The 12,565-nt window shown below is 74.9% G+C and carries 8 protein-coding genes; 7 read left to right on the top strand and 1 reads right to left on the bottom strand.

Annotated elements, in window-relative coordinates; genetic code table 11:
* Positions 1-9: 9 nt before the first annotated feature.
* Positions 10-627, top strand: a complete 618-nt coding sequence (locus tag ACFYX3_RS07540; protein WP_359509375.1) for a response regulator transcription factor — start codon at positions 10-12, stop codon at positions 625-627.
* A 324-nt stretch (positions 628-951) separates the two neighbouring features.
* Here the strand turns inward: ACFYX3_RS07540 and ACFYX3_RS07535 are convergent, their stop codons facing one another.
* A complete protein-coding gene (locus ACFYX3_RS07535) occupies positions 952-2,022 on the bottom strand; it encodes a hypothetical protein (protein WP_389009240.1) in 1,071 nt (356 codons plus the stop codon).
* Positions 2,023-2,162: 140 nt separating this feature from the next.
* Between ACFYX3_RS07535 and ACFYX3_RS07530 the strand changes: the two genes are divergently transcribed.
* From ACFYX3_RS07530 to ACFYX3_RS07505, 6 genes are all read left to right on the top strand, one after another.
* Complete coding sequence (locus ACFYX3_RS07530; protein WP_389009237.1) at positions 2,163-3,611, top strand: peptidoglycan D,D-transpeptidase FtsI family protein; 1,449 nt, start codon at positions 2,163-2,165, stop codon at positions 3,609-3,611.
* Between the two features lie 148 nt (positions 3,612-3,759).
* Positions 3,760-4,155: a hypothetical protein gene (locus ACFYX3_RS07525; RefSeq protein ID WP_389009466.1), complete on the top strand. Its 396-nt coding sequence runs from the start codon at positions 3,760-3,762 to the stop codon at positions 4,153-4,155.
* On the top strand, positions 4,152-6,125 hold the full coding sequence (locus ACFYX3_RS07520; RefSeq protein WP_389009234.1) for a hypothetical protein: 1,974 nt from the start codon (positions 4,152-4,154) through the stop codon (positions 6,123-6,125). Before ACFYX3_RS07525 ends, ACFYX3_RS07520 begins: the two co-directional genes overlap by 4 nt.
* Positions 6,126-6,177: 52 nt before the next feature.
* Complete coding sequence (locus ACFYX3_RS07515) at positions 6,178-7,362, top strand: MFS transporter (protein WP_389009231.1); 1,185 nt, start codon at positions 6,178-6,180, stop codon at positions 7,360-7,362.
* 345 nt (positions 7,363-7,707) lie between these two features.
* Positions 7,708-9,774, top strand: a complete 2,067-nt coding sequence (locus ACFYX3_RS07510) for a SpoIIE family protein phosphatase (protein ID WP_389009228.1) — start codon at positions 7,708-7,710, stop codon at positions 9,772-9,774.
* Complete coding sequence (locus tag ACFYX3_RS07505; protein WP_389009225.1) at positions 9,771-12,545, top strand: SpoIIE family protein phosphatase; 2,775 nt, start codon at positions 9,771-9,773, stop codon at positions 12,543-12,545. The genes ACFYX3_RS07510 and ACFYX3_RS07505 overlap by 4 nt, the downstream gene beginning before the upstream one ends.
* Positions 12,546-12,565 lie beyond the last annotated feature (20 nt).

Below are 12,565 nucleotides of genomic sequence, written 5' to 3'. Positions count from 1 at the left end.
GACGAGCGGATGGTCAGGACGGCCCTGCGGGTCATCCTGGACGCGGAGCCCGACCTGGAGGTCGTCGGCGAGGCGTCCACGGGCGCCGAGGCGGTGTCGGTGGTGCGGACGGAGCGGCCGGACGTCGTCCTCATGGACGTGCGGATGCCGGAGATCGACGGGATCCGGGCGACCGAGCAGATCCTGGCGGGTCTGGCGGAGCCGCCGCGGATCGTGGTGGTGACCACCTTCGAGAACGACTCCTACGTGTACGACGCCCTACGCGTCGGCGCGGCCGGCTTCCTGCTGAAGCGGGCGGCGGCGGAGGAACTGGTGAGCGCGGTCCGTCTGGTGGCGCGCGGCGACTCGCTGCTCTACCCGGCGGCGGTACGGGGCCTGGCCGCCGAGCACGCCCGCCACCGGCCCCCGGCCGCACCGCCCTGGGCCTCGCGGCTCACCGAACGGGAGGCGGAGGTGCTCCGCCTGATCGCGACGGGCCTCACGAACGCGGAGATCGCCACGCGGATCGGCGTCGGCCCGGCGACGGTGAAGACCCACGTGGCGGCGGTCCTGTCGAAACTGGGCGCGCGGGACCGGACGCAGGCGGTGATCCTGGCGTACGAGTCGGGATTCGTACGGTCGAACTGAGCCCCGCCGCCCGTTGTGGGCCTGCGCCCCGCCCGTTGTGGGCATGCGTTCCGCCGGGGCGGAACGGGTGGGCACAACGGACGGCGCCCATGCCGACGCCAGAGGCTCCCGCGCCTGGACCCGCACCGCGAGCGACGGCGCACACGTGGTGCGGGCCAGGACGCGGAACGCGGAGGCGCCGCTGAAGGGCGCCGTCCCGTGCGCCCACCCTCCCCCAAGCTCTCGGCTTCGCTCGAGCAGGGGGGACCCCCATCGCCCTGCGGGGCGAGTGCCCACACGGCAGCGGGGGCACCGCCCCGCGGGCGTGCGGGCACTCGCCCCGCCTCACGATCGCGTAGCGACCCCGCAGCCGCCCCGCCCCTCCCCGACCGGCCCCGTGCGGTCGTACGGGTCGACCGTCTCGCCGTCGCCCCCGGCGCCGCCCCCGCCGAACTCCGGCCGGAAATAGCCCGTCACGTTGTCACAGCCGCCGTTCGTCATGTCGGTCTTGTAGGACACGAGGCTGAAGGTCCCCGCCTCGGTGATCACCTTCGACGGGTCGTCCCAGCTCACGACGGTCTCCCGGCGCACGATCACCCGTACGACCTCGTCGCCGCCGCCGGCCGGTGCGACCGGGTACACGTACGTGACGTCGGCGGTCACCTCCAGGGCCCCGCGACGGCCCTCCCGGTAGGAGATCCGGCCGCGGGTCCTCACCACGTCCCCGACGGGCCGCGCCTGGGCCGGGTCGAAGCGGCTGAAGAGGAGCAGCGGGTCGTTGTCCTTGCCGGGGGTGCGCAGCGAGGTCGTCACGAAGGTTCGGACGTCCTGCTGGTGCGGGTTCATCAGGGCGATCGCCCTGTCCGGGTGTCCGCCGCGGAGCACCGCCGGGTCCAGGCCGGACGCGGCGAGGAAGTCGCGGGTCCGCGCGAGGGCGCGCTCCACCTCCGCCTTCGTCATCCAGCCGGTCGCCTTGGCGGCGGGCATGTGGATGCCGGCCGTGCCGTTCGCCCAGCGGGCCGCCGGGGAGCCCCGGAAGGGTTCGGCGAGGGTGGCGCGCCCGCCGGGCTCGGCGGGAGGCGCCTGGTCCGGTCGTGCCGACTCCTGCGCGAGGGGCTTCGGGTCAGGGTCACCGTCGCCGGACCAGCCGACGACGCCGCCCGGGTCCAGGGCCACGACGAGCAGCACGAGGGCGGCCAGGAACCCCGCCACGTACCAGCCCCGCCGGGAGCTCCGCCGGGGCCGTCCGGGCGTGTGCGCGCGCCACGGCGTCGGCTCCGCGACCGCGCGTTCCCGCGCGGACGGCTCCCTCGGCGCGGCGCCCGAGCCCTCGCCGGAGGTCCGCAGGAACTCCTGCCACACCTCGTCCGGCACGGACGAACCCGAACCGTCCCGCTCCCCGCCCACACCCGCCACGCCGACTCCCCACCTCGTACGTCTCAGCCCCTCCCCCGGGGCCCCGGGCATGATCGCACGCGGCACCGACATGAAGGTTCGCTGAGAAACGGGACACATCCGGAACGACGGGCACCGGTCCGTTCGTCCCCACCAGTGCGATGAACAAGACGATCAGGCACACGTCGGTCTTCGTCCTGATCCTGGTGCTCGCCCTGCTCGGGCGGGCCACCTGGGTGCAGGCGTACGAAGGCAAGGCGCTCGCGGACGACTCGAAGAACCGGCGGAAGACCATCGCGCAGTACGCGCAGCCGCTCGGGAACATCGTCGTGGCCGGCTCCCCGGTCACCGGCTCGAAGAGGACGGAGGGATCGGACCTCGCGTACAAGCGGACGTACACGGACGGCGACCTGTACGCGGCGGTCACCGGCTACAGCTCGCAGGCGTACGGCGCCACCCAGCTGGAGGGCATCTACTCCAAGGTCCTCGACGGCACCGACGACCGGCTGAAGAACCCCGTGGACGCGGTCACCCGCAAACAGCAGGAGCCGGGGACGGTCGTCACGACGATCGACCCGGACGTGCAGAAGGCCGCCTACCGGGCGCTCGGCGGCAAGAAGGGCGCGGCGGTCGCCGTCGACCCGGCGACCGGCCGGATCCTCGCCATGGTCTCCACCCCGTCGTACGACCCGTCGAAGATCTCCGGGACGAACGACGGCGACGTCTGGAAGCGGCTGACGGCCGACGAGGACAAGCCGCTGGTGAACCGCGCGCTCCGGCAGCCGCTCCCGCCCGGCTCCACCTTCAAGCTGGTCGTCGCGGCCGCCGCCCTGGAGGACGGCCTGTACGGCTCCGTCGACACGGCGACGCAGAGCCCCGACCCGTACACCCTGCCGGGCACCCGGACCGTGCTGAGGAACGAGAACGCCTCCGCGCCCTGCGAGAACGCCACGATCCGCACCGCGCTCCGGTACTCCTGCAACAACGTCTTCGCCAAGATGGCCGCCGACCTGGGGCAGGACAAGGTGAAGGCGATGGCGGAGAAGTTCGGCTTCAACGACGCCGAGCTCGACGTCCCGGTCCGCGCCTACGCGAGCGTGTACCCCTCCGGCATGGACAAGGCGCAGACCGCGCTCACCGGCATCGGCCAGTTCGACGTGACGGCCACCCCGCTCCAGATGGCGATGGTGTCGGCCGCGATCGCCAACGACGGCCTGCTCGCGGCCCCGCACATGGTCTCGGAGGTCGTCGACTCCGACGGCGACGCGCTGACCTCGTACGAGGACGGGGACACCGAGCGGATCGTGTCCTCCAGGACGGCGGAGCAGCTGCGGAGCGCGATGGTGACCGTGGTGGAGAAGGGCACGGGTACCAACGCGGCCGTGGACGGCGCCGAGGTCGGCGGCAAGACCGGCACCGCGCAGCACGGCGAGAACAACAGCAAGACGCCGTACGCCTGGTTCACCTCCTACGCGAAGGACTCCTCGACCGGGAAGCAGGTCGCCGTCGCGGTCATGATCGAGGACTCGGGCGCCGCCCGCTCCGAGGTCAGCGGCAACGGTCTGGCGGCGCCGGTGGCGCAGAAGATGATGGAGGCGGCCCTGAAGTGACGGGGGACGGGGGCCGATTGGCCGTCGGGCCCCGTCGCACGATATGCAGGGTCACGCTCCTCACCGAGCACACATTCGATTCACCGACCCTGCTGCCACCTCACGGAGGACCGCCGTGCGCCTGCCCCGTTCCCTGTCCGGCTGGACCATGGCGGTCTTCGGCGTGCTCGCCGCCGCCCTGGGGGTGGTGGGCCTGGTCGCCCCGGACGCACTGCTCTCGGTCATGGGCTTCGAGCCGGTGCCCGAGGGCGGGCGCGCGGACGGCGACCACACCCTGGTCTTCCTGACGTCCTCCTCGATGGCCGCGCTCAACATGGGCGTCTACTACGTCCTCGCCGCCCTCGCCGACTGGAAGGCCTTCTTCCGCTGGACGGTCCCCTTCCGGCTGCTCACCTTCACCGTCTTCACCCTGGCGGTCGTCACCGGCCGCGCCCCGGCCGGCTTCCTCGGCGTGGGCCTGTGGGAGGGGTTCGGCGCGGTGGTGACGGGGATCGCGCTCCGGTACGAGAAGCGGGCGGCGACGGGGGCGGAGGCACGGGCATGAGCGGGTCCCGGCCGGGCGTGTACCACCCGCTCGCCGGGCTCGACGCCGTCGACTGGGCGTCCCACCGGCACGCGTACGGACCCGCGGTGGACGTCCCGGGGCTGCTCCGCGCCCTCTACCGGCCGGACGAGGCCGCCGACGCGGCCGACACGCTGCTGGTGAACGTGCACCACCAGGGCGGCTGCGTCGAGTCGGCCTCCGTGGCCGCGCTCCCCTTCCTCGTCCGCGCCGCCGCCGATCCGTCCGTCGACGCGTCGGTACGGATCGAACTGATCGACCTCGTCATCTGCGTCGCGGCCGAGGGCAACCGGGTCGAGCCCCGCTGGATCGCCCCCGGCTGGGCCGAGGCCTGGGACAGCGCGGTCCCCGGCCTGCTGCCGCTGCTCCACGATCCCGAACCGGAGGTGCGGACGGCGACCGCCGAAGCCCTCGGCCAGGCACGCGGGCAGGCCGACGCCGTGCTCACCGCCCTGTGGGCCCGGCACGAGCGGGAGACCGTGCCGGAGGTCATGGACGCGCTCGTGCACGCGGCGGGCAAGCTGGCCGGCCACGCGGACCGCGAGCGGGAGGCGACGCTCGCCCGCCTCCACGGGCTGACGGCCCCGGACACGGCCCCCGGGAAGCGGCTGCGCGCCGTGGCCGCCCTGCGGGCCGCCGGGGTCCCGGACAGGAACCACACGCGCGTGGTGGGCGACGTGCTGGAGGGCGGTGACCTCGGCGGATACCGGGTCGCCGAGGCGCTGAAGCTGTTCGGCGGGACCCCGGCCGAGCGGGCCGGCCACCTCGTCCGACTCCTCGGGCACCCCGCCGCGCCGACCCGGCGCGAGGCCCTGGAGGCCGCCGCCGGGGAGCTGAGCCGCCGGCGCTCGGCCGTGCCGGCCCTGCTGCCGGCGGTGGCGGAACTGCTCGGCGACCCGGAACCGGAGAACCGGCTCTTCGCCGCCCGGGTCCTCGGCACGTGCGGAACCGCCGCCCGGCCGTGGACGGACCGGCTCGCCACGATGGCCACGGACGAGGGCGAGCCGTACCTGCCCGCGCAGGACCACGCCCTGTGGGCGCTCGCCCGGAGCGGGGACCCCCGCTGCGCCGGCCCGCTCGCGCGGCGCCTCGGCGGGGAGCGGCTCGGCTTCGCGTACTTCTCGGTCCACTCCGAGGGCTGGTGGACGCACGAGTTGAGCCTGAGCGAGACCCTCGGGCCGCTCTCCGCGCACGCCGAGGTGCTGCTGCCGCCGCTGCGGACCCGGCTGCGGGCCGCACGGTCGGTGGACGAGGCGCGGGCGCTGTGCCAGACGCTGACGGCCTGGGGTCCGGCGGCCGCGCCCGCCGTCCCCGAGCTGTGCGCCCTCCTGGAGAGCCCCGCGGCCGTGTGGGCGGCCGAGGCGCTCGCCGCGGTCGGGCCCGAGGCCGCCGCGGCCGTGGACCGGGAACGGCTGCGGGCGCTGATCGACGCCCCGCCGCAGGACCAGCCGTTCGCGCCGCGGGCGCTGGCCCTCGCGTACGCCCGGCTCACCGGCGAGCGCGGGCCCGCGCTCGCCCTGTACCTGCCCCGGCTCGGCGAGCCGTACGGGAACGACAACCCGGCGATCCTGCTCGGCGAGCTGGGCCCGGCGGGCGCCCCGTACGCCGACCGGCTCCGCGAGCTGCTGCCGACGGAGACGGTCGGCTGGCTGCCGCTGCGGGTCGGCGAGGCGCTGTGGCGGATCACCGGCCGCGCCGACGAGGTGGTGCCGGCGCTGGTGGCGGCGATCGAGCCGTACGCGCGCGGGGGCGTCACCCGGGCTGTCACCGAGACGGTCCGGCTGCTCGGCGCGATCGGCCCGGCGTCCGCGCCCGCCGTACCCGTGCTCCGCGCGTTCCTCGACGCGGACGAGCGGCCGGTGGAGCACGGCGGCTGGCGGTCCGTGCCGGAGGACGACGAGCTGTGCGCGGCGGCGCGCGCCGCGCTGCACGCCGTATCGGGAGGCTGCTGATTAGGGCATCCGACCGATCCGCGCGGCCCACCTCAGACGACAGCCTTCGGCCATGCGTTGGTCTTTGTATCTGACAGGTGTCGTCGTGTCCGGATTCGGCACGACGGCGATGTGGCTGGTCTCCGGGATCTGGGTCAAGTCCCTCACGGGCTCCGACAGTCTCGCGGCCCTGGCCTCCTTCGCCCTCTGGGCGCCCGTGCTCGTCGGGCCGCTGCTCGGCACGCTCGCCGACCGGATGCGGCGCAGACCGCTCATGGTCGTCCTGAACCTGGCGATGGCGGTCCTGCTGCCGCTGCTGCTGTGGGTGGAGTCGGCGGACCGGGTGTGGCTGCTCTTCGCGGTCCTCGTGCTGTACGGGGCGCAGGGCGCCGTCCACGACGCGGCGGAGCAGGCGCTGATGACGGTCGCCGTCGACGAGAAGCGGCTCGGCACGTTCAACGGACTGCGGATGACGGCGAACGAGTCCATGAAACTGATCGCCCCGCTGGTCGCGGCGGGCCTCTTCGCCCGGTACGGGGGCGGGCCCGTCGCCCTCCTCGACGCGGTGAGCTTCGCGGTCGCGGCGGGCCTGTTCGCGCTGATGCCGGTCCGGGAGGAGCGGCCCGCTCGGCCGGAGTCCCGGAACTGGTGGCGCGAGACGGCCGAGGGCGTACGGCTCCTCCGGGGCTCGCGGGTGCTGGTGCCGCTGGTGGCGACGGGCGCGTTCACGATGCTGCTCGCGGGGGTGAACGGGGCGGCGATCTACGCCGTCGTGGACGAGGGGCTCGGGCACGCGCCCGCGTACGCGGGGGTGCTCTACGCGGTCCAGGGCGTGGGCTCGGTCCTCGCGGGCCTGGTCACGGGCCCCCTGCTCCGCCGTGTCCCGGAGCGGACGCTCTCCGCGGCCGGACTCGCGCTGTTCGCGGTGGCGGTGGGGGTACGGGGAGCGCTGCCGTACGAGGCGACGGCGCTGGCCGCGAGCGCGGTGATCGGCCTCGGGATGCCGTGGGTCCTGATCGCGGTCATGACGGCCGTCCAGAAGGAGGCCCCGGCGGAGGCGGTCGGCCGGGTCGCGGCAACGGCGAACACCCTGGTCATGGCCCCGAACGCACTGGCGATCGCACTGGGCGCGGGTCTCGTCGCGGTGATGGACGTGCGGGTGCTGCTGCCGGTGGCGGCGGTGGCGGGAACGATCTGGGCGCTGACCCTGGCGGCCCCGAGCCGCCGCCGAGCGGCCCCGGTCTCCTCCACCGGCTGAGCGGCCCCGCCACCCGTTGTGGGCCCACGCCCGGCCCGTTGTGGGCAGTCGTTCCGCCGGGGCGATGGGGGTCCCCCTGCTTGAGCGAAGCCGAGAGCTTGGGGGAGGGTGGGCGCAACGGACGGCGCCCCTGCCGGCGCCAGAGGCTCCCGCGCCCTGACCCGCACCCCTGACGGCGGCGCACAACGTGGTGCGGGTCCGGGCGCGGAACGCGGAGGCGTCGCTGAGCGCGCCGTCCCGTGTGCCCACCCGCCCCGCCGGGCGCCCGCCCGCGACGGCAGGGTGCGGCGCAGCCCGTGCGCGGGGAGCATGGAGACAGGCGTCGTGCGGTGGGAGGAGGGTGGTGTGACGGCCGGTTCCTTCCCGGGGACGACAGGGCGGGTCGGTGTGCCCCTCGACGGCAAGGGGCTCCTCGACGTGCTCGGAGTCGCCGCCGTCGTCGTGGACGCCCAGGGCAGGATCGTGCTGTGGAGCCCTCAGGCGGAGAGCCTCTTCGGGTTCCGTGCCGACGAGGCCCTCGGCCGTTACGTCGCCCGGCTGATCGTCGGCGAGGAGCACCGCGAGGAGGCGAAGCGCCTCTTCGGCGAGGTGCTGCACGGCGGCGCGGCCTGGGCGGGCACCTTCCCCGTACGGCACAAGGACGGCTCGGTCCGGCGGGTGGAGTTCCGGAACATGCGGCTGACCGACGACCTGGGCGACCTGTACGCGCTCGGGATCGCCGCCGACGGCGCCGCCGTGGAGCGGATCGAGACGGAGCTGGCGCTCTCCGACCGGCTGGTGTCGCAGTCGCCGATCGGCCTCGCCGTCCTCGACACGGAGCTGCGCTACGTCCTGGTGAACCCGGCCCTGGAGCGGATCAACGGCATCCCGGCCGCGGAGCACCTCGGCCGGCAGATCGGCGACATGCTTCCGCAGGTCGACGCCGAGGCGCTGGAGGCGGCGCTGCGCACGGTCCTCGCGACGGGGACGCCCCTGCTCGATCACACGGTGGCGGGCAGGACCCCGGCCGATCCGGGGCACGAGCACAACTGGTCCCTGTCGTTCTACCGCCTGGAAGGGGCCGACGGCCGTGTGCAGGGCGTCGCGGCCTCGGTCATCGACGTGACCGAGCGGCACCGGGCGGACGCTGACGCCGACCGGTCGCGGCGGCGGCTCGCGCTGATCGCGGACGCCTCGGCCCGGGTGGGCACCACCCTGGAGGTGGAGCGGACGGCGGACGAGCTGGCCTCGGTGGTGGTGCCGGAGCTCGCGGACATCGCGGCGGTCGACGTCCTGGACTCCGTCCTGGCGCTGCGCAGGCCGGGCGCGCCGGAGGAGGGGCCCGAGCTGTTCCGCGCGCTCGCGGTGAAGGCGGGGGCCCGTACGGAGGCGCTGCCGGCGGCGGACCCGCCGGGTGAGGTCGCGATGTACGGCGCGGACCGGCTGGTCACCCGGTGCGTGCACACGGGTCTGCCGGTCCTGGTGGAGCACGTGGGCCCGGGGGACCTGTCGCGGATCGCACGGAGCCCGGAGGCCGCGGAGCTGCTGGCGCGGGCCGGCGTCCACTCGTACCTGGCGGTGCCGCTGATCGCGCGCGGCGAGGTGCTGGGCGCGCTCGACCTGAAGCGGGACCGCAACGCGCTGCCCTTCGACGGGGACGACGTGCTGCTCGCGTCGGAGCTGGCGGCCCGCGCGGCCGTCAGCATCGACAACGCGCGCTGGTACCAGAGCGTGCGGAACTCTGCGGTGACGCTCCAGCGGAGTCTGCTGCCGGCGACTCCCCCGGAGCGGACGGGCCTGGAGGTCGCCGCCCGCTACCAGCCGGCGTACGCGTCGAGCGAGGTCGGCGGCGACTGGTACGACGTGATCGCGCTGTCCGACGACAAGACGGCGCTCGTCGTCGGGGACGTGATGGGCAGCGGGATCGACGCGGCGGCGACGATGGGCCGGCTGCGGACCGCGACCTGCGCGTTCGCGGACCTCGATCTGTCCCCGGCGCAGGTCCTGCGGCATCTGGACAGGATCACGGCGGGCCTCGAGCACTACATCGCGACCTGTCTGTTCGCCGTGTACGACCCGGTGCGGCAGCGGTGCCGGATCGCGAACGCGGGCCATCTGCCGCCGGTCCGGGTCCCGGCGGACGGACCCGCGGAGCTGGTGCGGATCTCCACGGGCGTGCCGCTGGGCGTCGGCGGCGGCGTCTTCCGGACGACCCGGGTGCCGTTCCTGCCCGGGGACCGCCTGGTGCTCTACACGGACGGTCTGATCGAGACCCGCCACGAGGCGATCGACGAACGGCTCGACCTGCTCGTCCACCTCCTCGACGAGGCGCGCGGGCCGCTTGAGGAGACCTGTGACCGGCTCCTGCGGGCGCTGCGCCGGCCGGGCGCGCCGGACGACGTGGCGCTCCTGATCGCCAGGAGCACGGGATGACGGCCGAGGACCGGGGCAAGGGCCGGGACCCTGCGAAGGGGAAGGGCCGGCGCACGGGGTTGCGGAGCGTCGCCGGGCAGGTGTTCGCCCTGGAGGCGCTGATCGCGCTCCTGGTGATCGTGGCGGCCGTGCTCGTGACGTTCTTCCAGGCGCGCAGCGACACCGAGCGGGACGCCCGGATCCGCTCGCTCGCGGTCGCGGAGGCCTTCGCCCACGCGCCCGGCATCGACGCGGCGCTGACCTCGCCCGATCCGACGGCGGCGCTGCAGAGCCGGGCGGAGGCGACCCGGAAGTCGACGGGCGTGGACTTCATCGCGGTCCTGAGCCCCTCCGGGGTGCGGTACACCGATTCGCGGCCGGAGCTGATCGGCCAGAAGGCGACCGGGGACCTCTCCCGGGCGACGGTGGAGGGCCAGGCGTACACCGAGCTGTTCCGGGGCGCGCCGAACGACGCCGTGCGGGCCGTCGTCCCGGTGGTGGACGACAAGGGCCGGATCGTCGGCCTGGTGAGCAGCGGCATCGAGGTGGAGAGCATCTCGCACGCGGTGCAGGGGCGGCTGCCGCTGCTCATCGGCGTGGCGGGCGGCGCGCTGGCGGCGGCCGTGGGCGGGGCGGCCCTGGTGAGCCGGCGGCTGCGGCGGCAGACGCACGGGCTCGGGCCGGCGGAGATGACCCGGATGAAGGAGCACCACGAGGCGGTCCTTCACGCGGTGCGGGAGGGGGTCCTGATCGTGGACGCCGACCACCGGCTGCTGCTCGCCAACGACGAGGCGCGCCGGCTGCTCGGTCTGACGGCGGAGGCGGAGGCGCGGCCCGTCTCGGAGCTGGGCCTCGATCCGCGGACGGTCGAGCTCCTGGAGTCGGGGCGGTCCGCGACGGACGAGGTGCACCGGGCGGGCGACCGGCTGCTCGCGGTGAGCGTGCGGCCCACCCTGACGCACGGCTCGGAGTCCGGGTGCGTGATGACGATGCGGGACACCACCGAGCTGGCGGCCGTGACCGGCCGGGCGGCGGTGGCCCGCGGCCGGCTGCAGCTGCTGTACGAGGCGGGGGTGCGGATCGGGACGACGCTGGAGGTCGTACGGACGGCGGAGGAGCTGGCGGAGGTGGCGGTGCCCCGGTTCGCGGACTTCGCGACGGTGGAGCTGCTCGAACCGGTGCTGCGCGGGGAGGAGCCGCCGGAGGGCGCGGCCGCGTCCGCGGAGATGCGGCGGACGGCGCTGAGCGGGCTGCGGCCGGACCAGCCGCTGCAGCCGGTCGGGGACACGGTCCACTTCGACGTCCGCAACACCCCGATGGCGAAGGCCCTGCAGGCGGGGCACGCGGTGGTGGAGCCGGTGCTGGCCGCGGCGGAGGGCTGGCGGGCGCAGGACCCGGAGGGGGCGGCGCAGGCCCTGGCGTACGGGATGCACTCGCTGCTCACGGTGCCGCTGCTGGCCCGTGGGGTGATCCTCGGGATGGCCAACTTCTGGCGCGCGGACACCCCGGAGCCGTTCGGGGAGGAGGACCTGTCGTTCGCGGAGGAGCTGGCGGCGCGGGCGGCGGTCGCGATCGACAACGCGCGCCGGTTCACGCGGGAGCACGCGATGGCGGTGACGCTCCAGCGGAGCCTGCTGCCGCGGGTGCTGCCGGAGCAGAGCGCGGTCGAGGTGGCGTACCGCTATCTCCCGGCGAAGGCCGGGGTCGGCGGCGACTGGTTCGACGTGATCCCGCTGCCGGGCGCGCGGGTGGCGCTCGTGGTCGGGGACGTGGTGGGGCACGGGCTGCACGCGGCGGCGACCATGGGGCGGCTGCGGACGGCCGTGCACAACTTCTCGACCCTGGACGTGCCCCCGGACGAGCTGCTCGGCCATCTCGACGAGCTGACGGGCCGGATCGAGAACGGGGACACGGAGGGCGCGGCCGGTGAGGCGCGGCGGCGGGACGAGGGCATCACCGGCGCGACCTGCCTGTACGCGATCTACGACCCGGCGTCCGGGCTCTGCCAGGTGGCGAGCGCGGGGCATCCCGGTCCGGCGCTCGTGGGTCCCGACGGGCGGGTCGAGTTCCCGGAGCTGTCGCCGGGCCTGCCGCTGGGGCTCGGCCTGGGCGACGTGCCCTTCGAGTCGACGGAGCTGCGGCTGCCGGAGGGCAGCAAGCTGGTCCTGTTCACGGACGGGCTCCTGGAGGACCACGGGCGGGACATCGACACGGGCCTCGGGCTGCTGAGGTCGACGCTCTCCCAGGCGGACCGGAGCCCGGACCAGACCTGCGCGGACGTGCTCGCGACGCTCCTCTCGCCCGCGCCGCGCGACGACATCGCGCTGCTCGTGGCACAGACCAGGCTGCTCGACCGGGACCGGATCGCCGAGTGGGAGGTGCCCCGGGACCCGTCGGCGGTGTCGCCGGTACGGAACGCGGCGGCGGCGAAGCTGTCGGAGTGGGGGCTCGACGGGCTCGCGTTCACGGCGGAGCTGATCCTCAGCGAACTGATCACGAACGCGGTGCGGTACGGGGCGGATCCGGTACGCGTACGGCTCCTCCACGACCGGACCCTGATCTGCGAGGTCTCGGACGGCAGCAGCACCTCCCCGCACCTGCGCCACGCGGCGACGACGGACGAGGGCGGCCGCGGCCTCTACCTGGTCGCCCAGTACGCGGAGCGCTGGGGCACCCGGTATGCCAGACGCGGCAAGACGATCTGGGCGGAACTGAGGGTGGGCGCAGCCGGCTCGGAGCCGGTGGCGATGGTGGTCCCGGACCTGGATGCCCTGGAAGACCTTGCGTGGTGAGCCCCCGTTGTGGGCCCGCC

This window comes from Streptomyces sp. NPDC002463 (genome assembly GCF_042889835.1).
GTDB lineage: Bacteria > Actinomycetota > Actinomycetes > Streptomycetales > Streptomycetaceae > Streptomyces > Streptomyces nymphaeiformis.
This window is presented reverse-complemented; position numbering and strand designations above follow the sequence as displayed.